Origin of the sequence: Streptomyces sp. NPDC052023 (assembly GCF_044548465.1) — a bacterium.
In the GTDB taxonomy this organism is placed as follows: domain Bacteria; phylum Actinomycetota; class Actinomycetes; order Streptomycetales; family Streptomycetaceae; genus Streptomyces.
In genome coordinates this window covers 39,976-60,340 of sequence record NZ_JBIUBW010000010.1, presented here as the reverse complement: position 1 = coordinate 60,340, position 20,365 = coordinate 39,976, and the positions used below count along the sequence as shown (strand labels likewise).

The 20,365-nt window shown below is 70.3% G+C and carries 19 protein-coding genes and 1 riboswitch; of the genes, 7 read left to right on the top strand and 12 right to left on the bottom strand.

Annotation, left to right across the window (positions count from 1 at the left end):
• Positions 1-9 precede the first annotated feature (9 nt).
• The 10 genes from ACIHCM_RS20960 to ACIHCM_RS20915 all read right to left on the bottom strand — a co-directional run bounded on the left by ACIHCM_RS20960 (position 10) and on the right by ACIHCM_RS20915 (position 10,946).
• Positions 10-858, bottom strand: coding sequence for a thioesterase family protein (locus tag ACIHCM_RS20960; RefSeq protein ID WP_399897958.1), 849 nt, complete (start codon positions 856-858; stop codon positions 10-12).
• A 25-nt stretch (positions 859-883) separates the two neighbouring features.
• On the bottom strand, positions 884-1,576 hold the full coding sequence (locus ACIHCM_RS20955; protein WP_399897956.1) for a trimeric intracellular cation channel family protein: 693 nt from the start codon (positions 1,574-1,576) through the stop codon (positions 884-886).
• Positions 1,577-1,646: 70 nt separating this feature from the next.
• The gene (locus tag ACIHCM_RS20950; protein WP_399897954.1) at positions 1,647-3,056 is read right to left on the bottom strand and encodes an ABC transporter ATP-binding protein; all 1,410 of its coding nucleotides are present in this window, start codon (positions 3,054-3,056) and stop codon (positions 1,647-1,649) included.
• Positions 3,053-4,150: an ABC transporter ATP-binding protein gene (locus ACIHCM_RS20945; protein ID WP_393106111.1), complete on the bottom strand. Its 1,098-nt coding sequence runs from the start codon at positions 4,148-4,150 to the stop codon at positions 3,053-3,055. Before ACIHCM_RS20945 ends, ACIHCM_RS20950 begins: the two co-directional genes overlap by 4 nt.
• A complete protein-coding gene (locus ACIHCM_RS20940) occupies positions 4,147-5,154 on the bottom strand; it encodes an ABC transporter permease (protein ID WP_393106113.1) in 1,008 nt (335 codons plus the stop codon). The genes ACIHCM_RS20945 and ACIHCM_RS20940 overlap by 4 nt, the downstream gene beginning before the upstream one ends.
• A 69-nt stretch (positions 5,155-5,223) precedes the next feature.
• Positions 5,224-6,999 carry an ABC transporter substrate-binding protein gene (locus ACIHCM_RS20935; protein ID WP_399897951.1) on the bottom strand — a complete coding sequence of 592 codons (1,776 nt, stop codon included), beginning with the start codon at positions 6,997-6,999 and terminating at the stop codon, positions 5,224-5,226.
• Positions 7,000-7,036: 37 nt separating this feature from the next.
• Positions 7,037-8,038 (bottom strand): ABC transporter permease, encoded by a 1,002-nt coding sequence (locus ACIHCM_RS20930; protein ID WP_399897949.1) that lies wholly within the window; start codon positions 8,036-8,038, stop codon positions 7,037-7,039.
• 436 nt (positions 8,039-8,474) lie between these two features.
• Positions 8,475-9,278: an enhanced serine sensitivity protein SseB C-terminal domain-containing protein gene (locus ACIHCM_RS20925; RefSeq protein ID WP_399897947.1), complete on the bottom strand. Its 804-nt coding sequence runs from the start codon at positions 9,276-9,278 to the stop codon at positions 8,475-8,477.
• A 160-nt stretch (positions 9,279-9,438) separates the two neighbouring features.
• Complete coding sequence (locus ACIHCM_RS20920; RefSeq protein ID WP_399897945.1) at positions 9,439-10,218, bottom strand: enhanced serine sensitivity protein SseB; 780 nt, start codon at positions 10,216-10,218, stop codon at positions 9,439-9,441.
• 59 nt (positions 10,219-10,277) lie between these two features.
• Entirely contained in the window at positions 10,278-10,946 is a 669-nt protein-coding gene (locus ACIHCM_RS20915) for an AAA family ATPase (RefSeq protein ID WP_399897943.1), read from the bottom strand.
• A 221-nt stretch (positions 10,947-11,167) separates the two neighbouring features.
• Positions 11,168-11,267, top strand: a riboswitch (glycine riboswitch).
• A gap of 151 nt (positions 11,268-11,418) precedes the next feature.
• On the opposite strand from ACIHCM_RS20915, the gene gcvT reads away from it, so the two are divergent.
• The 7 genes from gcvT (at position 11,419) to ACIHCM_RS20880 (ending at position 17,587) form a co-directional block, all read left to right on the top strand.
• Entirely contained in the window at positions 11,419-12,537 is a 1,119-nt protein-coding gene (gcvT, locus tag ACIHCM_RS20910) for a glycine cleavage system aminomethyltransferase GcvT (protein WP_399897941.1), read from the top strand.
• 108 nt (positions 12,538-12,645) lie between these two features.
• Complete coding sequence (gene gcvH, locus ACIHCM_RS20905; RefSeq protein ID WP_399897939.1) at positions 12,646-13,023, top strand: glycine cleavage system protein GcvH; 378 nt, start codon at positions 12,646-12,648, stop codon at positions 13,021-13,023.
• Between the two features lie 14 nt (positions 13,024-13,037).
• Complete coding sequence (gene glyA / locus ACIHCM_RS20900; protein WP_399897937.1) at positions 13,038-14,300, top strand: serine hydroxymethyltransferase; 1,263 nt, start codon at positions 13,038-13,040, stop codon at positions 14,298-14,300.
• Positions 14,301-14,391: 91 nt separating this feature from the next.
• Complete coding sequence (locus ACIHCM_RS20895; protein ID WP_399897935.1) at positions 14,392-15,759, top strand: L-serine ammonia-lyase; 1,368 nt, start codon at positions 14,392-14,394, stop codon at positions 15,757-15,759.
• 69 nt (positions 15,760-15,828) lie between these two features.
• A complete protein-coding gene (locus ACIHCM_RS20890) occupies positions 15,829-16,386 on the top strand; it encodes a glycoside hydrolase family 25 protein (protein WP_399897933.1) in 558 nt (185 codons plus the stop codon).
• Positions 16,387-16,403: 17 nt separating this feature from the next.
• The gene (locus ACIHCM_RS20885; protein ID WP_399897931.1) at positions 16,404-16,907 is read left to right on the top strand and encodes a Pycsar system effector family protein; all 504 of its coding nucleotides are present in this window, start codon (positions 16,404-16,406) and stop codon (positions 16,905-16,907) included.
• A gap of 2 nt (positions 16,908-16,909) precedes the next feature.
• A complete protein-coding gene (locus tag ACIHCM_RS20880; protein WP_399897929.1) occupies positions 16,910-17,587 on the top strand; it encodes a Crp/Fnr family transcriptional regulator in 678 nt (225 codons plus the stop codon).
• A gap of 7 nt (positions 17,588-17,594) precedes the next feature.
• Here the strand turns inward: ACIHCM_RS20880 and ACIHCM_RS20875 are convergent, their stop codons facing one another.
• Positions 17,595-19,250 carry a hypothetical protein gene (locus ACIHCM_RS20875; RefSeq protein WP_399897927.1) on the bottom strand — a complete coding sequence of 552 codons (1,656 nt, stop codon included), beginning with the start codon at positions 19,248-19,250 and terminating at the stop codon, positions 17,595-17,597.
• On the bottom strand, positions 19,247-20,365 hold the full coding sequence (locus ACIHCM_RS20870) for a protein phosphatase 2C domain-containing protein (protein ID WP_399897925.1): 1,119 nt from the start codon (positions 20,363-20,365) through the stop codon (positions 19,247-19,249). The genes ACIHCM_RS20875 and ACIHCM_RS20870 overlap by 4 nt, the downstream gene beginning before the upstream one ends.

Here is a 20,365-nt window from a genome sequence, read left to right as displayed (position 1 = left end):
CCCCTCGGCTCAGGACGTGAGCCGCACCCGCGCCAGCTGCCGGGACTGCGCCACCAGCCGGTCCGCGCTGTCCCACACCTCGGCGTCCTCCTCCAGGAAGCCGCCCGCCAGATTGCGCGTGGTGATGGACACCCGGAGCGGACCCGGCGCCGGCCGGCACCGCACGTGGACGGTCAGCTCGACCGTCGGCACCCATCCGGAGATGCCGAGTTCGAAGGCGGTGGGCGGCAGGGCGTCCACGGCGAGCAGCAGCGACAGGGGATCGGCGTCGCGGCCGTCCTTGAGCCCGAACCAGGCGCGCATCTCGCCCCTGCCGGACGGGGCACCCAGCGCCCAGCCCAGGGTGGAGGGGTCGAGCTTGAGCATCAGCCGCTCGGTGATCGCCGAGCTGCCGTCGACGGGGGCGGGCCCGTCCTCGGGGCCGAAGCACTGCTCGATCGGCGGCATCGCCGGCGGCCGCGCGGTCGTGCGGACGTCGTCGGGGAGGGTGCCGAGGTCGCCGTAGGAGGCAAGGACACGGATCCGTTCGACCTCGCGGCCCTGGTCGTCGTACTGGAAGAGCGAGGCCTGGCCGGTGGAGAGGGTGCGGCCGGTGCGGACGACGCCGGTGCGGACGACCGCGGGGCCCGGCTGGGACGCGGTCAGGTAGTGCGCGGAGATCGTGAACGGGTCCGGGTGCGGCAACGCGTCGGCGAGGGCCCGGCCCAGGACAGCCAGCAGGTAGCCACCGTTGACGGCGCTGATGATGGTCCAGCCCGCGGAGAGGTCGATGTCGTAGACGCCCTCGGAGCGCCGGGTGACGGCGGTGTCGCGGTCGAACTCGCTGTTGCCGATGGTCGCCTGGGATGCCTGAGCCATGGCGGTACGGTACAACAACAAACTACTAAGCGGTAGCTTTTGTGGTCGGCTGCCGCGATGGCTCCTCCTCGCGGACCGTCGAGCGCCGGTTCCACGCCCGTGGCGCCCGCCAGTGGAAGCGCATCGCCAGCAGCCGCAGCACGAAGGCGGTGGCGGCGGCGAGTGTGCTGGTCAGCGGGTTGAGGACGTCGTAGCGGATGCACACGGCGACCATCACGGCGCCGACGATCGCGGGCACCGCGTACAGGTCGCGGTCCCAGCGCAGCAGTGAGGGCACCTCGTTGGCGAGCACGTCCCGCAGGACGCCGCCGCCGACCGCCGTGGCGAGGCCGAGGGCCGCGGAGGCGTGCAGGCCGAGCCCGTACTCGTACGCCTTGGTGGTGCCCGCCACGCAGAACAGGCCGAGCCCGGCCGCGTCGAAGACGTTCACGCCGGCCTGGATGCGCTCCACGTGCGGATGGAGGAAGAAGACCAGGAGCGCGGCCAGCAGCGGAGTGAGGAAGTACCCCAGATCCGTGAACGCCGCCGGCGGCACCGCGCCGATCATCAGGTCCCGGAACAGCCCGCCGCCCAGCGCGGTGGCCTCGGCGAGGACGGCGATGCCGAAGACGTCGAAGTTCTTGCGGACGGCCAGCAGGGCGCCGGAGATGGCGAAGACGAAGATGCCGACCAGGTCGAGGGTGTGCTGGACGGACGGGGTGAACAGTTGCTGGAGCACCCTGACATTCTCACCTGCCGGTGAGCCCCCCTCTCACGCTCGAAGACGGGGACCCACGGCGCGGTCGGAGTCACTTCTCCTCGGCCCGGGGCTCCTTCCCGGTGAGCTCCGCCTGCGCGGGGTCGGTCCCCGCGGCCTGCGCATGCGGGGGCTCGCTCGGCGCGGGCTCCGTGCCCGCAGCGCTTTCGCCCACCGACGGGATCCCCTTGGACTGCGCCGCGGCCCCGGCGGTCTGCGCGGATCCGGTGCCCGCCGGCTCGCCCTGCGCGGACCCGCCCTGCACGGACTCAGCCGCCCCAGGGGCAGGGGCCGCCGGCTCGACGTCTGCCGCCAACGCCGCCGAGGTCGCCGCCGATTTCGCCAGCGCCTCCTGCGGGACCAGCTCCGCCGCCTCCCTGGCGTCGGCAAGCAGGACAGTGTCCTGGGGGGCCTGGTCCTCGAAGTTCTCGGGGTGGTGGCAGGCGACCTGCCGGCCCGGGCGCAACTCCATCAGCGGCGGCTCGGTCGTGCTGCAGATCTCCGTCGCCTTCCAGCACCGCGTGTGGAAACGGCAGCCGCTGGGCGGCGCGATCGGCGAGGGGACGTCACCGCGGAGCAGGATGCGCTCGCTCTTGGCACCCCGGCGCTTGGGGTCCGGCACCGGCACCGCGGACATCAGCGCCTTGGTGTACGGGTGCATCGGCGCCTCGTACAGCGAGGTGCGGTCGGAGAGTTCGACGATCTTGCCGAGGTACATCACCGCGATACGGTCCGAGACGTGGCGTACGACGGAGAGGTCGTGCGCGATGATCACGTACGTCAGGCCCAGTTCCTGCTGGAGGTCGTCCATCAGGTTCACGACCTGAGCCTGGATCGACACGTCGAGCGCGGAGACCGGCTCGTCCGCCACGACCAGCTTCGGCTTCAGGGCGAGCGCCCGCGCGATGCCGATGCGCTGACGCTGACCGCCGGAGAACTCGTGCGGGTAGCGGTTGTAGTGCTCGGGGCTCAGGCCCACCAGTTGCAACAGCCGCTGGACCTCCTTCTTCACCCCGCCCTCGGGCTCGACGCCCTGGAGCCGGAAGGGCGCCGAGACGATCGAGCCGATGGTGTGCCGGGGGTTCAGGGAGCCGTACGGGTCCTGGAAGATCATCTGGATGTCCCGCCGCAGCGGGCGCATCCCGGCCGTGTTCAGCCGCGTGATGTCCTTGCCCTCGAAGTGGATCGTGCCGCCCGTCGGGTCCTGGAGCCGGGTGATGACCCGGCCCATGGTCGACTTGCCGCAGCCCGACTCGCCGACCACGCCGAGCGTCTCGCCCTTGCGCACCTCGAAGTCGATGCCGTCCACGGCCTTGACCGCGCCGACCTGACGCTGGAGCAGGCCCTTGCGGATCGGGAAGTGCTTCTGCAGGCCCTCGACCTTGAGCAGCACCTCGCGTTCCGCGGCGGGAGCCGAGGCCTGCGACGGGACGGTCACGTCCGATTTCCTGGTTTCACTCACAGCTTCGGCGCAATCTCTTCGGTCCAGATCCGCGTACGGTCCTCGGGCGAGAGGTGGCAGGCGGAGAAGTGTCCGGTGCCGACCTGCGTCAGCTCGGGGCGCACGGTGCGGGTGACATCGCCCTTGGGGACGTCCGCGTACGGGCAGCGCGGGTGGAAGGCGCAGCCCGAGGGGACGTTGATGAGACTCGGCGGCGCACCCTTGACCGGGATGAGCCGGTCGGAGGTCTCCCGGTCGATGCGCGGCATCGAGCCGAGCAGGCCCCAGGTGTAGGGGTGCTGCGGCCGCTCGAAGACGTCGTCGACCGAACCGCGCTCCACGCACCGGCCGCCGTACATCACCAGGACGTCGTCGGCGATCTCGGCGACCACACCGAGGTCGTGGGTGATGATGACGACCGCGGAGCCGAACTCCTTCTGCAGGTCCCGGATCAGGTCCAGGATCTGCGCCTGGACGGTCACGTCCAGGGCGGTCGTCGGCTCGTCCGCGATGAGCAGCTCGGGGTTGTTGACCAGCGCCATGGCGATCATCGCCCGCTGGCGCATACCGCCGGAGAACTCGTGCGGGTAGCCGTCGACACGCTTGGCGGGCTCGGGGATGCCGACCCGGTCGAGCATCTCGATGGCCCGCTTGCGCGCGACCTTCTTGCTGACGTCGTGGTGGACGCGGTACGCCTCCACGATCTGGTTGCCGATCGTGTAGTACGGGTGCATCGCGGACAGCGGGTCCTGGAAGATCATCGCCATCTCGCGGCCACGCAGCCGGCGCACCTCGTCCGGGGCGGCGGAGATCAGTTCCTTGCCGTCGAGCCAGATCTCGCCCGACATCCGGACGCTCTTGCCGCGCGCGCCGAGCCGGTGCAGGCCCATGATCGCCAGTGAGGTGACCGACTTGCCGGAGCCGGACTCGCCCACGATGGAGAGGGTCTTGCCCTTCTCCAGCGAGAAGCTCAGCCCGTCGACGGACTTGACCAGGCCGTCGTCGGTCGGGAAGTGCACCTTGAGGTCTCGGACTTCGAGGAACGCGGTGGGCGCGTCGGAGGGTCCCTTCACGGGCTCCCCCACGGCTGCACCGGTCTTGGAGAGTTCGGTCACGAGATCCTCACCCGCGGGTCGGCGGCGGCGTACAAGAGGTCCACCAGGAAGTTTGCGAGAACGACGAAGAAGGCGGCGAGGAGGGTGACGCCGAGGATCGGCGGCAGGTCGTTGTCCCGGATGGACTGCACCGCGTACTCACCGATGCCGTGCAGGGAGAAGACCGTCTCGGTGATCACCGCGCCACCGAGCAGCAGCCCGAGGTCCATGCCGAAGACGGTGATGATCGGGGTCAGCGCGGCCCGCAGCCCGTGCTTGGCGACGACATTCCGCTCGCGCAGCCCCTTGGCGCGGGCCGTGCGGATGAAGTCCTCGCTCATCGTCTCCAGCATGCCCGAGCGGGTGAGCCGGGCGTAGATGGCGGAGTAGAGCAGGGCCAGCGAACACCACGCGGGGAACAGTGTGTTGGCCCACTGCGAGGGGTTCTCGGTGAAGGGGACGTACTCGCGGCCGAAGATGGGCCACTTGTAGGTGAAGAGGAACAGCGCGAGCTGGCCCGTGAAGAACATGGGCAGGGAGACACCGGCGAGGGCGACGCCCATGAACGACCGGTCGGCGAGCGACCGCGGCTTGAGCGCGGAGATCACACCGGCCGTGACACCGCCCAGCAGCCACATGACGGCGGCACCGGCGGCCAGCGAGAGCGTCACCGGCAGGCGGCTGGTGAGCTGCGGCCAGACCTCGACGTGGGTCTTGAAGGAGTAGCCGAAGCACGGCGCGTTGCACTGCGCCGTGGTGGGGCCGAGGTCATAGGTGGCGCCGGAGACGATCCCCTTGATGAAGTCCCAGTACTGGACGTACACGGGCTGGTCGAGTCCGAGGTTCTGCTTGACCGCTTCGATGTCGGCCTTCGAGGGGCTCTTCCCGATGTACTGCTGGGCCAGCTGGTCGGCCGTCTGGCCGGCGAGCCGGGGCAGCAGGAAGAAGATCGCGAAGGTGACCGCGGTGACGACCAGCAGCAGGATCACTGCCGCGACCGTCCGGCGGAGGATATACGAGATCACGGGGATCGGCGCTGATGCCCGCGGGCCGCGAAGCCCGCGGGCATCAATGCCTTCACCTGCCTTCCGGGGCTACTTCTTGGTCGTGCCGATGTTGAGGTAGTCGTACTGACCGCTGAAGGCCGCCGTCGAGACCAGGTTGGTGAAGCCGGCCGGGCGGTACAGCAGGACCTTGAAGTAGGTCAGCGGAACGAGGGCCGCCTCCTCCATCGTCTTGTTGTCGATCTCGGCGTAGAGGCCGTTGCGCTCGGTCTCGTCCTCGGTCGCGATCGCCTTCTCGAGCATCGAGTTGATGTCCGCGTTGTCGAGCTGCGACAGGTTGGTGTTGCCGGACTCGCCGATCGCGTCACCGTGCAGGATCTGCTGCAGGAAGCCGTAGCCGGAGGGCCAGTCGGCACCCCACTGCATCATGTGCAGGCCGATGTTCTGCTTCTTGTTGAACTGCGGCACACCCGCGGAGTCGGTGAAGTACTTGCCCGACGGGTACTGCTTGAGGGTGGCGTTGATGCCCGCCGCCTTCAGCGAGTTGATGATCGCGGTCGCCGCGGCGATCTCCTGCGGACGGTCGCTGCGCGCCGAGATGTTGGTGCTGATCGTGTTCTTGCCGCAGGCCTTCAGCTGCTCCTTGGCCTTGGCGGCGTCACCCTTGCTGTCCGTGGTGGCGTACAGGTCGGACTTCTTGTAGCCCGGGATGTCCGGCGGCAGGACGGTGGTGGCGATGTCACCGCGGATCGGGCCGCCGAGGGCGGTCTGCACCGAGTTCTTGTCGACCGCGTACTGCACGGCCTTGCGGCACTCGACCTTGTCGAACGGCGCCAGCTTGGTGTTGATCGCCATGTAGACCAGACGGCCACCGTAGGTGTTGTCGGTGTTGGCCTTGAGGTCGGGGTCGCCCACGACCTCCGCCTGCGTGGCGGCCTGGACGCCACCGCCGCCGAGGTCGATCGCCTTGCCGGCGCGGACGTCCTGGTCGATCGTCTCGGCGTTGACCTTCATCTTGACGACGATCTTGTCCGCGTACTGCTTGCGCAGCGGGTCGGTGGCGGCGTCCCAGTTCTCGTTGCGGACGAGGACGACCTCCTTGCCCTCCTCGTAGCTCTCGAACTTGTACGAGCCCGAGGACACGACGTTCTTGACGTAGTCGACGCCGGTGTCCTTGGCCTTCGGCACGGGAGCCGTCTGCGGCTGGGCGACCAGGTAGTCGAACTCCTGGAAGGAGCGGTTGAGCTTGAAGACGATCGTGGTGTCGTCCGGCGTCTCGATGGACGCGAGGCCCTTGTCGCTCTTGTCCTTGTACGGGCCCTTGTACTTCTCGCCGCCCTCGAGGAACTGCTGGAAGTAGTTCGGGCCGAGGGAGAGCACGTCACGCGCGAAGTTGGAGCGCTCGACGGCGTACTTGACGTCCTTGGACGTGATCGGCGTGCCGTCGTCGTACTTGAGGCCCTCACGCAGCTTGTACGTCCAGGTCTTGCCGCCGTCGCTGGGCTCACCCGGCGCCGAAGCGAGGTCCGGGACGAGCTCGTTGCCGGCGTCGCCGGCGCCCGGCTTGTAGGTCATGAGCGGGCGGGCGTACAGCCGGCTGAGGTTGAACATGTACCCGTAGTACGTGTTGCCCGGGTCGAAGGAGTCCGGCACGTCCGAGTACTCGTACGTGACCGTGCCCCCCTTCGCGTCGGAGGCGTTGACGACACCCTTGGTCGCTGCGTCGGCACCGGCCGACTTGTTGCTGCCGTCGCCATTGCCGTTGTCTTCGGCCTTGCTGCAACCCGAAAGCACCAGGCTCACAGTGCCTACAGCCGCGATTGCGGCCAGCGCTGACCTTCGCATGATGGTCTGCTTCCCCTCCATAGTTGGAAACTTGCCGGGCCCTCGACGCGGCCGCACGTCAGCGGCTACTGCGCGGGTCGAGAGCGTCACGGAGTCCGTCGCCGAGCAGGTTGAACGCCAGGACGGTGACGAAGATGGCGAGGCCAGGCACGATCATGAACTGCGGATCGACCTTGTAGAAGTTGACCGCCTCGCTGAGCATGCCGCCCCACGACGCCTGCGGGGGCTGGATGCCGACGCCGAGGAAGCTCAGGCTGGCCTCGAAAAGGATGTTCGTCGGGATGAGCAGCGTCGAGTAGACGATGATCGGGCCGACCAGGTTCGGGAGCAGCTCCCGGAAGAGGATGTACGGTCCCTTGGCTCCCATGCCCCGGGAGGCGTCGATGAACTCGCGCTCCTTGAGGGCCAGGGTCTGACCGCGGACGATGCGGCCCAGATACGGCCAGTTGAAGAAGCCGATGATGAAGATCAGCACGCTGATGTGCAGCGGCAGACCCTCCAGGCCGAAGGCACCGCCCTGCAGCGTCGCCGAGATGGCGATGGCGAACAGCAGCAGCGGGAAGGCGAGGAAGGTGTCCATCAGACGGCTGATGATCGTGTCCACCCGCCCTCCGTAGTAGCCCGCCATCACACCGAGGACCGTGCCGATCGTGTTGGACAGGATGGTGGCCCCGAACGCCACGACCAGGGACACCCAGGAGCCCTCCAGGATTCGGGTGGCGATGTCCCGCCCGAACTTGGGGTCCACACCCAGCGGGTGCTCCGCGCTCATGCCGCCCCAGTCGCCGCTGGGCAGCGAGGTGTTGGGGTCGAGCAGGTCCTGGTTGAAGGCGTTGGGGTCGAGGCCGAAGAGGGCCTGGATGGGACGGGCCAGGACCGCGAGCAGCACCAGCAGGATGACGACGATGCCGCCGGCCACGGCGACCTTGTCCTTCTTGAAGCGGGACCAGGCGATCTGCCCAAGGGAACGGCCTTCGATCTGCCCCTTCTCGGCACCGGCAAGCACGGCTTCCGGCTGTGCCTCGGCTGCCGCTCCGGTGGTCTCGATCGGTGCGGTCACAGTGACCCGACCCCTCTCACCGGTGGTAACCGGCTTACGTGCGCCGCTTTTCGGCGGATCTGCTGACTTACCCGTCCGCCGGCCCGGTCTGTTGGGGCCCGACGGTGCCGACCGTTCGACCTCTCATCCACAGGGTCGTTGGCCACGCGTCTGACAGGCGAGTCTTCAACGCATTCGCGATCACGTGCCAGCCCTGCCGCACAAAGTATGCGCAACCGTGATGCTGTCTCGGGTGTTCCGTTATCCGAACGCGGGTCGCTGCATTGCGGAGAGATGCGGCAGCTGTGTCGCACGGCAGTCCGAGCGAGCGCTCCAACCGTCAGCAAGTGGGGTTCGGGTGCAAGTTGAGCACCGGGGGATGCGATCGACCTCGCATCGCACCCCGGACACCGCGCATGCGAGGTGTCCGGGGAGCAGGGGAAGGGCCGCCCTGCGGCTAGAAGCCACCGCGGGGCGGCGGGTAGCCGTAGCCCGCGGACGGCGCCTGGGCCGGGGCGGCGTGGGCCTCGCGGTCGTAGAAGGGGCGGGCGTTGGCGCGCAGCCACATCGCCACCGGGTCGTACTCGTCGGACATCGCGACCGTCGACACCGGCAGACCGTCCGGCACCGCGCCGATGGACTGCTGCATCATCGCGCGTACCGAGTCCACGGCGGGCGGGGAGGTGTCGTACACATCGAGGCCGATGGCGAGGTACGGCGCCCCGAGCGCGGGCTGGACCCAGACGCGGCGCAACGAGCGGACGACCGGGGTGCGGTGGGCGTTCTGCGACAGCTGGGCGTAGAACTGCGGGATCTGGATGCCGGGTTCGGACAGCCGCAGGGGTCCGGCGGGCTGGCGGTCGAGGCCGGTGGCGATGCGGCGCAGGTCCAGCCAGGGGATGCCCATGCCACCGCCGGGGGCGTGCGGGTTCAGCCAGAGCCCGTAGTGGTCGGGGTACAGGGTGCGGGCCACGTCCAGGCCGTCGACCACTTCGTACGAACGGTTCCAGCCGCTCGCCGAGAGCTCCTGGGCGGAGGTGACACAGGGGGCGTAGCCGCAGCCGTCGACCTCCATGTTCCCGTACTGGGCGTCGGGGCTGCCGGCCTGGCCGTGCCACAGCAGCATCCAGACCTGGCCGGAGTGGGGGGTCGCGAGGGCACGCAGGAGTGCCTCGTAGGCGTCGTAGCGCCCCGGCGTCACCTGGCGCAGCATGTGCTCGACCTGGCCGGCCGCGGCGGTGCCCGTGCCGCTAGCGCTCACTGTTTACCGCCCCTTCGTGCAACGCCCTCTTCGAGCCGTGACCCTAGCTTAAGGGCGCCCACCGGCCAGGGACCCGGTGTCGTCCTGCGGATACGGGCAGGCGTGCGCCGGTCGCGCGGTTCCCCGCGCCGCCGCGGAGGACGCCGGCCCTCGGGGCGTTTCAGAAGCCCCGCTGGTAGAAGGGGCGCACCCGCTCCCGCAACCACGTGACCACCGGGTCCTGGGTCACGTCCATCAGGACCAGGTTGACGGGCCACTTCACCGGGACCCTGCCCAGGGCGCGGCCGAGCGCGTCCAGGGGGGCGGCGCGCAGATCGCCCTCCCACCCGGAGAGTTCGACGCCCACGAACATCACCGGGTCCCCCGTCTCGATCGCCGCCAGGCAGCGGCGGGCCGTGGTGACGACACCGATCGCCTCGAACTCCGCGGACGCCGCCGTGAGGAAGCCGACCGGGTCGTCCTGCCAGTCCGGCTCGAAGAGGCGGACCCGGCCGCCGCTCGCCGGTCCGTCCAGCGGGGTGCGCCCCGCGCGGCCGAGTTCGGCGACCGCCGCCGGCGGCAGCGGGACGCCGACCACGCCACCGGGGTTCACCACGATGCCCGCCTGCGGGGGCAGGCCGCGGGCGAACTCCACGGCGGGGGCGACGGTGAACGACATGTGGGAGCCGGCGACCTGACGCAACTGTTCCTCGGAGCTGAAGACCGGGACGTAGGCCTGGCCGTCGATCTCCGTGCACGGCAGGTCCAGGGTGCCGCTGTCCGGTCCGCCGCCGCCGGGCAGCGGGACCCAGACGAAGCTGCGGCCGAGCACCTCCACGATCCGGCCGCCGGCCGACGGGACGCCGAGGGACGCCGAGAGCACCTCCTCCAGCTCGTTGCCGGGCCATCCGCCGTGCGGATGCGGGTGCGCCTGCGCCGGAAAGTCCCCCGGGAAGTCCATCTGCCTACCGCCTGCTCCGTACCAGTGCTGCCGGCTGAAAAGGCTAACCCGCCGCCCCGTCAGCCGGTGAAGCCGATCCGGCGCAGCGCGTTCGCCGCCGCCCGGTCGAGCAGGATCGCGGCGCCGCAGCCGCGGGGCAGATCACCACGCTCACAGCGGCGCAGCAGGCGGGCGGCGGCGGCGCGGTGGCGCAGGAACGCGTACCGCGAGACGCCGCGGCCGCGCTCGCGCTGGCCGGCCAGGGCCTGCTCCGCGGTGACGTCGAGCAGCAGCAGATGCAGGGTGCCGCCCCGGCGGCGGGCCTCACGGGCCAGCCAGGCGCGCACCCACGCCTGCGTGCCGCAGTCGTGGACGACGACGCCCTCTCCGGTGCGCAGGGCGCGGCGCAGTCCGGCGTAGTGGGCGAGGCGCACGAGCGGGCGGTACACCGCGTACGGCAGCCAGTGGGGCGTCCGGCCGTCCCAGCGGTCGCGGGTGTCCTGGGAGTCGATGCGCCGGTCGCGGACCGCCCGCCGCATGAGGGTGGACTTGCCGCTGCCGGGCAGGCCGGTGATCACGACGAGGTCGCGGGGCCCGAAGAGCAAGGCGTGCGGGCTGCGGCCCGCCCGGGCGCGCAGGTCGCGGACCACGGGGAACGGCAGCGGGCCGCACGCCTCCCGGGCCGGGACGGTCGGCTGCTCGGGCACTGCGAGGCCCGCGGTGGCCGCGTAGGCCGTGGTCCTGTTCACCGTGATCGTCCTCCCCTGGGGCGGTTCACGAGTTCCCGTCCCCGTCGAGTGTAAAGAGAAGGTAATACGCGGCGTCTCGCATTTCCGTCCGCTTCCCGCAACAAGCCTGCTACAACACACTGTGCCCGATCGTGGACGCTGTGTGCCCCCACGGAAAGGTCCCCCTGCCGCGCGCGGAAGATGCGTGCAATGATGTGCGCGCCAACTGCATACCGGCCGCTTGAATCCGCGCGGGAGAGTTCCCAGGCACGCCGTGCCCGGGGCGCCGAAGGAGCAAGTCCCTCCCTTGAATCTCTCAGGCCCCGTTACCGCGCGGGCGAGGCACATCTGAAAAGCGGGCCGCTGCCGCAGTGGCTCCACCCAAGGTGCAAGCCATGGTTCCCCTCTCTACGGGTGGTCATGGCGAACCTCTCAGGTTCCGATGACAGATGGGGAGGAACGACCTCGCCGTCATGCCTTGGGAGACCGACCGATGAGCAGTACCGCACTCCGTCGTACCGCGCTCGATGCGCTGCATCGCTCGCTGGGCGCGACCATGACCGACTTCGCCGGCTGGGACATGCCCCTGCGCTACGGCTCCGAGCGCGACGAGCACCTCGCGGTGCGCACCAGGGCCGGGCTGTTCGACCTCTCGCACATGGGCGAGATCACCGTCACCGGCCCCCAGGCCGCACAGCTGCTGAACCACGCGCTGGTCGGCAACATCGCCTCCGTCGGCGTCGGCCGCGCCCGCTACACCATGATCTGCCGGACGGACGGCGGCATCCTCGACGACCTGATCGTCTACCGGCTCGCCGAGACCGAGTACATGGTCGTGGCCAACGCGGGCAACGCCCAGATCGTCCTGGACGCGCTCACCGAGCGCGCGGAAGGGTTCGACGCCGCCGTCCGCGACGACCGCGACGCCTACGCCCTGCTCGCCGTCCAGGGCCCCGAGTCCCCCGGCATCCTCAAGCAGCTGACCGACGCCGACCTCGACGGGCTGAAGTACTACGCCGGGCTGCCGGGCACCGTCGCGGGCGTCCCGGCGCTGATCGCGCGCACCGGCTACACCGGCGAGGACGGCTTCGAGCTGTTCGTGAAGCCGGAGCACGCCGTCGCCCTGTGGGAGGCGCTGACCGAGGCGGGCGCGGGCGCCGGCCTGATCCCCTGCGGTCTGTCGTGCCGGGACACGCTGCGCCTGGAGGCCGGCATGCCGCTGTACGGGCACGAGCTGACCACCTCCCTCACCCCCTTCGACGCCGGGCTCGGCCGCGTGGTGAAGTTCGAGAAGGAGGGCGACTTCGTCGGGCGCGAGGCGCTCACCGAGGCCGCCGCCCGCGCGGAGGCCAGCCCGCCGCGCGTCCTGGTCGGCCTGGTCGCCGAGGGCCGCCGGGTGCCGCGCGCCGGGTACCCCGTGGTCGCCGGCGGCGAGGTGATCGGCGAGGTCACCTCCGGCGCCCCCTCCCCCACCCTGGGCAAGCCCATCGCGATGGCGTACGTCGACGCCGCGCACGCGGCTCCGGGCACGCCGGGAGTCGGCGTGGACATCCGGGGCACCCACGAGCCGTACGAGGTCGTGGCGCTGCCCTTCTACAAGCGACAGAAGTAGACACTGGGCTCGGGTCCACGTGACCCGTCGCACATCCGGCCTGCTCACAGGCACCGCCAGCAGTCCCCCACTCACCAGCACTCCCGCGCGTACAGGAGAATCCCAGCCATGAGCAACCCCCAGCAGCTGCGCTACAGCAAGGAGCACGAGTGGCTGTCGGCCGCCGAGGACGGCGTCTCGACGGTCGGCATCACCGAGTTCGCGGCGAACGCGCTCGGTGACGTCGTCTACGCCCAGCTCCCCGAGGTGGGCTCCCAGGTGACCGCGGGCGAGACCTGCGGCGAGCTGGAGTCGACCAAGTCGGTCAGCGACCTGTACTCCCCGGTCGACGGTGAGATCACCGAGATCAACCAGGACGTGGTGGACGACCCGTCGCTGGTGAACTCGGCCCCCTTCGAGGGCGGCTGGCTGTTCAAGGTGCGGATCGCGGAGGAGCCCGCCGACCTGCTCTCCGCCGACGAGTACGCCGCCCACACCGCCGGCTGAGGAGTCGTAGCCACATGTCCGTCCTGAACACCCCCCTGCACGAGTACGACCCGGCCGTCGCGGCCGCCGTCGACGCGGAGCTGGACCGTCAGCAGTCCACCCTCGAGATGATCGCCTCGGAGAACTTCGCCCCGGTCGCGGTCATGGAGGCGCAGGGCTCGGTCCTGACCAACAAGTACGCCGAGGGCTACCCCGGCCGTCGCTACTACGGCGGCTGCGAGCACGTCGACGTGATCGAGCAGATCGCGATCGACCGCGTCAAGGAGCTGTACGGCGCCGAGCACGCCAACGTGCAGCCGCACTCCGGCGCACAGGCCAACGCGGCCACCATGCACGCGCTGCTCAAGCCCGGTGACACGATCATGGGTCTGAACCTCGCCCACGGCGGGCACCTGACCCACGGCATGAAGATCAACTTCTCCGGCAAGCTGTACGACGTGGTCGCCTACCACGTCGGCGAGGACGGCCTGGTCGACATGGACGAGGTCGAGCGCCTCGCCAAGGAGAAGCAGCCGAAGCTGATCGTGGCCGGCTGGTCGGCGTACCCCCGGCAGCTGGACTTCGCCGCCTTCCGGCGCATCGCCGACGAGGTCGGCGCGTACCTCATGGTCGACATGGCCCACTTCGCCGGCCTGGTCGCCGCCGGGCTGCACCCCAACCCGGTGCCGCACGCCCACGTGGTGACCACCACCACCCACAAGACGCTGGGCGGGCCGCGCGGCGGTGTGATCCTTTCCACGGCCGAACTGGCCAAGAAGATCAACTCCGCCGTCTTCCCCGGTCAGCAGGGTGGCCCGCTGGAGCACGTGATCGCCGCCAAGGCCGTCGCCTTCAAGGTCGCCGCCTCCGAGGACTTCAAGGAGCGCCAGCGGCGTACGCTGGAGGGCGCGCGCATCCTCGCCGAGCGGCTGATGAAGGACGACGCCAAGGCGGTCGGCGTGGACGTGCTCTCCGGCGGCACGGACGTCCACCTGGTCCTGGTCGACCTGCGCGACTCCGAGCTGGACGGCCAGCAGGCCGAGGACCGGCTGCACGAGGTCGGCATCACGGTCAACCGCAACGCCGTCCCGAACGACCCGCGCCCGCCGATGGTCACGTCCGGGCTGCGGATCGGTACGCCCGCGCTGGCCACCCGCGGCTTCACCGCCGAGGACTTCGCCGAGGTCGCGGACGTGATCGCCGAGGCGCTGAAGCCGTCGTACGACGCCCAGGCGCTCAAGGCACGGGTCAAGGCGCTCGCCGACAAGCACCCGCTGTACCCGGGCCTGAACAAGTAGTCCCGGACAAGCAGTCCTGAACACACAGCTCGACCGTGGGCTCCACACCGGCGTGGAGCCCACCGCACCACCCCCGTCCCAAGGAGTCACCGTGGCCATCTCGGTCTTCGACCTGTTCTCGATCGGCATCGGCCCGTCCAGCTCCCACACGGTCGGCCCCATGCGCGCCGCCCGCATCTTCGCCAGCCGGCTGCGCGGCGAGGAACTGCTGGACTCCGTGGCCTCGCTGCGCGTGGAACTCTACGGCTCCCTGGGCGCGACCGGACACGGGCACGGCACGCCCAAGGCGGTGCTGCTCGGCCTGGAGGGCCACTCGCCGCGCACGGTTGACGTCGAGACCGCCGACGAGCGGGTGGAGACGATCAGGAGCGCCGGGCGGCTGAAGGTCCTCGGCGAGCACGACATCGCCTTCGACTTCGACGCGGACCTGAAACTGCACCGCCGCAAAGCCCTCCCTTACCACGCCAACGGCATGACCCTGTGGGCCTACGACGCCTCCGGGGCGGAGCTGCTGTCCAAGACGTACTACTCGGTGGGCGGCGGCTTCGTCGTCGACGAGGACGCGGTCGGCGCGGACCGCATCAAGCTGGACGACACCGTCCTGAAGTACCCCTTCCGCACGGGCGACGAGCTGCTGCGCCTGACGAAGGAGACGGGGCTGTCGATCTCCGCGCTGATGCTGGAGAACGAGCGCGCCTGGCGCACCGAGGACGAGATCCGCGCCGGTCTGCTGGACATCTGGCAGGTCATGCAGGCGTGCGTACGGCGCGGCATGACCCGGGAGGGCATCCTGCCCGGCGGGCTGAAGGTGCGCCGCCGCGCCGCCAACACCGCGCGCAAGCTGCGCTCCGAGGGCGACCCCCAGGCCCTCGCCATGGAGTGGATCACGCTCTACGCGATGGCGGTGAACGAGGAGAACGCGGCCGGCGGCCGAGTCGTCACCGCGCCCACCAACGGCGCGGCCGGCATCATCCCCGCGGTCCTGCACTACTACATAAACTTCGTGCCCGGCGCGGACGAGGAGGGCGTGGTCCGCTTCCTGCTCGCCGCGGGCGCGATCGGCATGCTGTTCAAGGAGAACGCCTCCATCTCCGGCGCCGAGGTCGGCTGCCAGGGCGAGGTCGGCTCCGCCTGCTCGATGGCCGCGGGCGCCCTCGCCGAGGTGCTCGGCGGCAGCCCCGAACAGGTCGAGAACGCCGCCGAGATCGGCATGGAGCACAACCTCGGCCTCACCTGCGATCCCGTCGGCGGCCTGGTCCAGATCCCCTGCATCGAACGCAACGGCATGGCCGCGGTGAAGGCGGTCACGGCGGCACGGATGGCGATGCGGGGCGACGGCTCGCACAAGGTCTCCCTCGACAAGGTCATCAAGACCATGAAGGACACCGGCGCCGACATGAGCGTGAAGTACAAGGAGACGGCTCGGGGCGGGCTGGCGGTGAACATCATCGAGTGCTGAGGGCGTTCGCCGGAGCCGATGCGGGGAATCATCAACTCCCGTCCCCCACAGCCACATCCGGGAGTCCCCATGCTGCGTGGCATCGACGTCAGCTCCTACCAGTCCAGCACCTACGACACCGACGGCCTCTCCTTCGTCTTCGTCAAGGCGACGGAGGGCCGTTCGTACGTGAACCCCAAACTGGCCGCCCAGACCAAGCGCGGCCGTGACGCCGGCCTGGTCGTCGGCTTCTACCACTTCCTCTGGCCGGGCAACCTCACCGCCCAGGCGGAGTACTTCGTCGGCAAGGCCCCCGAGCGGGCCGGCGACATCCTCGCCGTCGACTGGGAGACCACGGGCGAGGGGACGCACGCGAGCAACGCGGAGAAGGACAGGTTCATCCGCACAGTGAAGGAACTGCGCCCGAACAACCGGGTGGTGCTCTATTGCAACCGCCACTACTGGCTGAACATCGACACCACGTCCTACGCCGGGGACGGCCTGTGGATCGCGGACTACGTCACCGCGGGAAAGCCCCGCATCAAGGCGAAGTGGCGCTTCCACCAGTACACGGACGACCCGGTCGACAAGAATGTCGCGGACTTCGCAAGCAAGGACGCCCTGCGGACGTGGGCCAGGGGCGACTGACGAGGGGGCGGATACACATGGCCGGAGCCGAGCGAGACGCCGTGGAGACGGCCTGGCGAATTCATGCCACGCTGACCGACTGGACCGGGAAGGTCGATGCGAAGGCCGTGTTCGCGTTGACGCTGGAGTCGGCCGCGCTGGGTGCGGTCATCGCGTTCTCCGGATCCCGGTACTCGCTGGGTGAGTTGGACGGCACGTTCGCTCAAGTGCTGTTCTGGCTCGGTGCGGGTCTGCTCGGACTGGCGGCGCTCGCGGCCGTCTCCGTCGTCAGTCCGCGGCTGGGTACGGCGCAGGGGCACGACTGGCGGCAGAACTTCGTCTACTTCGGCGATCTGCGGCACTGGGAACCCGAGCGTCTCGCCGAGAAGCTCGCCGACACCTCCCCGCTGGCCCCGCTGAGCCGTCAACTCGTCGACATGAGCCGGGTGATCTGGGCCAAGCAGCAGCGGGTACGGCAGTCGCTGCTGCTGGCGGTCGCCGGTGTGGTGGTCGTCGTGCTCGCATGGCTGCTGGGCCGGTAGCCATGGGTCATCGCCCCGCCTCCTTCTGGGAGGCACTCGATCCCGCCGACCGGGCCTCGCTGGAGCGGTCCGGCACCCGGCTGTCGCTGCCGCCGGACCGGCTGCTGCTGGCGCAGGGCGAGGACTCGGACCATCTGGTCGTGCTGCTCGCCGGCTGGATCAAGGTGGTCGCCCAGTCGCACGCCGGCTACCGCGCACTGCTCGCACTGCGCGGTCCGGGCGAACTCCTCGGCGAGCAGGCGGGACTGGAGCGGCGGCGCCGTTCGGCGTCGCTGCTCACGGCCACCGGCGCCGACGTACTGCAGCTGACGGCGGCGCGGTTCCACGGGTACGCCCGGTCGCGGCCGTCCGTCGCGGCGGCGCTGGAGCAGACGCTGTCGCAGCGGCTGCGCGAGGCCGACACCCAGCGCACCGGCATCACCGAGCCGGTCCCCGCCCGGCTCGCCGCCCTCCTGCTCGACCTGGTGGAACGCTGCGGCGAGCCGGAGCCCGACGGCGACGGCCGCCGTATCGGGCTCCCGCTCTCCCAGGACGACCTCGCCGGACTCCTCCTCACCTCCCGCCGCACGGTCAGCCGCGTGCTGGAACAGTGGCGCGCCCAGGGCTGGGTGGTGACGGGACGTCAGTCGCTGCTGGTGCGGTCCGTGGACCAGTTGAAGACGCTGGCGTTCGGCGGGTGATCCGGGGTCAGCACGAGGAGTGGCTCACTCCCTCCTTGGGTGCCTTGAAGATGCGGTAGCCGTCGGTGGTGGTCAGCTGGTAGGTGATCGTCCAGTCCGTGCAGGTGCTGTTCTCGTTGCCGGCGGGGCCGTAACCCGGGTCCTGATGGCTGCGGAAGCTGACTGTGGCGAGGGTGAAGTCGCCCGAGTCGCGGACGGCCGTGAGGGCGATGTCGGACTCCTGCGTGGTGGCCATGACGTCCTTCCACTTCGCGCGGCTGGCCGAGGAGTCGAGGTCCACGGTGGCGGTGCCGGGGTCGTAGTACCCGAGTGCCTTGTCGTAGTCCCGGTTGTTGATGGCTCCGTAGAAGTGGGCGAACATGCCGGCGACTTCGGATGCCCGGGATTCGCCGGCCGCCTGGGAGTAGTCCACGGTGGCGCCGGGGGCCTCGGCCAGGTACTCCGGTTCCGGTTCGGGGTCGGGTGTGTCCTCGGAGGTGTCCGTGCCGCCGTTGCCGGGGGCGGACCGGACGGAGGGGCCGTCGGTGACTTCCGGCGATCCCGACGACATCGAGTTCACGAGCTCCGGTACGTACTGCACGGCGGCCCACAGGCCCGCGAGCATCAGCAACAGCACCACGAAGGCCTTGCCCAGGCCGCCGCCCGTCCCGGTCGTCGCCGGGTGTTGCCGCGGCGGGGTCCAGACCGGGGCAGGAGCCGGATCGGGGGCCGGGGGCGGCTGTTGCCGCGGCGGCTGGTACGGGTTGCCGGCCGGCGGGGGCGCGGGGCGCTGCCGCATCCGGTGCCGTGCCAGATCCAGCACGGTCAGCCACTCCCCCATCGCGGGCCGTCGCACGGGGTCCCGCATCGTGCCGCGTGAGGCGAGATTGGCCAGCTCGGTGGAGACGGCGCGCAGCGGTGAGAGGTCCGTGCTGTCCTGGTCGCGGTTGAAGAGCCGTGCGGCGACCAGGGCGAACTTCCAGGAGTCCGAGGCCACCGTGGCCTTCTCCTGCTCCGGTACCTCCCAGCCGTTCGTCTCCACCTGCTGCATCACGTCCCGGCCCCGGCACCGCATGGAGTCGCAGTCGATCAGCAGGCACTTGGGCGTGCCGATCAGCGTGAACAGGATGTTCTTCGGTGACAAATCGCCCACCGTCACCCCGTTGTGGTGCAGCCGGTCCAAGGTGCGGGCGAGGTCGAGCAGCAGCGCCAGTCGCTGTGCGTCGTCCACGTCCAGGCCGATGCGGACGGCGAAGTCGTCGCCGTTGAGCAGGAACTCCAGGGCCTGGAGCTTCACCTCGGCCAGCGTCGGGCTGTGCAGTTCGTACGCCGGTGACACCCTCGGCATCAGGAAACCGGCAACGCGCATTCCGGCGTTCTGCGACGGCGGAAGCCGCTCCGGCGGCCGGCCCGTGTAGACCATGGCGCTCGGCCAGGTCATCCGGTTGTCCAGCAGGGCTCGGTCGGACGGGCCGAGCCGGTCGCGCAGCACCACCATGTCGTGCAGGACATCGGCGTCGTACGCGATGGCCGGCAGGTACTCCTTGTAGGCGAGGTACTCGCCCTGGAACCGGCCCGGAGGGCTGGGCACGCCGTACACCTTGCCCTGCCCGCCGGCGCCCAGGGCGTGCGCGGTGTAGTCGCCGAGCTGGTCGGGGCGGACCCACGACACCGTCGTCATCATGGCTGTGTCCGTTCATGGTCCCGGGGCCACAGGGCGATCAGCGTCCGGTCGTCGTCGAAGGTCTCCCGGGAGAAGTCCAGCAGGTGGGCGAAGCCCAGCGGCGGTACGGGGCGGCGCAACTGATCGGCGAAGAGCCTGCCCACCACGCCACGACCGTCCCCGACGGGGTCGCCGAACCCATCGGTGCCGACCAGCAGGACACTGCCCGGGTCCAGCCGGAACTCCAGCGGGCGGAAGTCCCGGGGGACGTACGGCAGCGGCTGCACGGCCGAGGAGAGCACGCCGTCGGTGCCGGCCGTCTTGCCGCCCAGCATCGGGTAGAGCTCCTGGTGCTTGATCTGCCAGACCCCGGAGTCGCCGACGGACACCAGTGCGACCTGGAGACCCTCAGCGGTGGGTGTGGCCACCCCGGCGACCAGGGTCGTGGCCAGCAACTCGGCCGTCTCCTCCGTCCCCGGTTCCGGGGTGCGCAGGAGACGGCCGGCCTGTTCGCGCAGCTGCCAGTGGACCGTGGACAGCAGCTTCTGCCAGTCGGTGACGAAGCCGCCGCCCGCCCGCACCTGGGCGAGGAGTTCGTCCACGGCACTCCGGCAGGCGAGTTGGGAGCCGATGTGCGGCTGGCGGGCGTCGGACACGCCGTCGGCGACGGCGATCACCACGGCGCCGGTGTCCGGGTCCCAGGCGGCCGCGGCGTCGTCCTCGCGTGGCCGCCCGTCCCAGCGGTGCTGCTGGCCGCGCACCGAGGCCAGCCGCAGATCGAGGGTGTGCGTCGACCACCCGTCGCACACCGTGTCGGGGCGGTACGACAGTCCACCCGTAGGGGGCCTCGGCGGGAAGTCTGCGCCTTCGTGCTCGTCGAGGACCAACCGGCGCCAGAAGTCCATGCCGACGTTCTCCGGCGCCGCCGCCCGGTTGGGCGGCTGACGCGGTGGCGAGGGCTGGGGATGGTGCGGTGCCGGAGGCTGCTGCTGCCATTCCGGTTCCTGCTGCCAGTCGTAGACACCGGCCTGTGCGGGCTGCTCGGGGCGCAAGGGCGGTGCCGGACGGGGTGGCGGAGGAGTCCGGGCGGACGGCCTGGCGGGCTCGTCGGGGGCGCGGCGATGAGGGAACTTCAC

Bases quoted from the DNA above. Each gene is read 5' to 3' on its own strand.
- glyA (WP_399897937.1), top strand. From the start codon at position 13,038: ATGTCCGTCCTGAACACCCCCCTGCACGAGTACGACCCGGCCGTCGCG.
- ACIHCM_RS20920 (WP_399897945.1), bottom strand. From the start codon at position 10,218: ATGGACTTCCCGGGGGACTTTCCGGCGCAGGCGCACCCGCATCCGCAC.
- ACIHCM_RS20875 (WP_399897927.1), bottom strand. From the start codon at position 19,250: ATGATGACGACGGTGTCGTGGGTCCGCCCCGACCAGCTCGGCGACTAC.
- ACIHCM_RS20880 (WP_399897929.1), top strand. From the start codon at position 16,910: ATGGGTCATCGCCCCGCCTCCTTCTGGGAGGCACTCGATCCCGCCGAC.
- gcvT (WP_399897941.1), top strand. From the start codon at position 11,419: ATGAGCAGTACCGCACTCCGTCGTACCGCGCTCGATGCGCTGCATCGC.
- ACIHCM_RS20935 (WP_399897951.1), bottom strand. From the start codon at position 6,999: ATGGAGGGGAAGCAGACCATCATGCGAAGGTCAGCGCTGGCCGCAATC.
- gcvH (WP_399897939.1), top strand. From the start codon at position 12,646: ATGAGCAACCCCCAGCAGCTGCGCTACAGCAAGGAGCACGAGTGGCTG.
- ACIHCM_RS20960 (WP_399897958.1), bottom strand. From the start codon at position 858: ATGGCTCAGGCATCCCAGGCGACCATCGGCAACAGCGAGTTCGACCGC.
- ACIHCM_RS20890 (WP_399897933.1), top strand. From the start codon at position 15,829: ATGCTGCGTGGCATCGACGTCAGCTCCTACCAGTCCAGCACCTACGAC.
- ACIHCM_RS20885 (WP_399897931.1), top strand. From the start codon at position 16,404: ATGGCCGGAGCCGAGCGAGACGCCGTGGAGACGGCCTGGCGAATTCAT.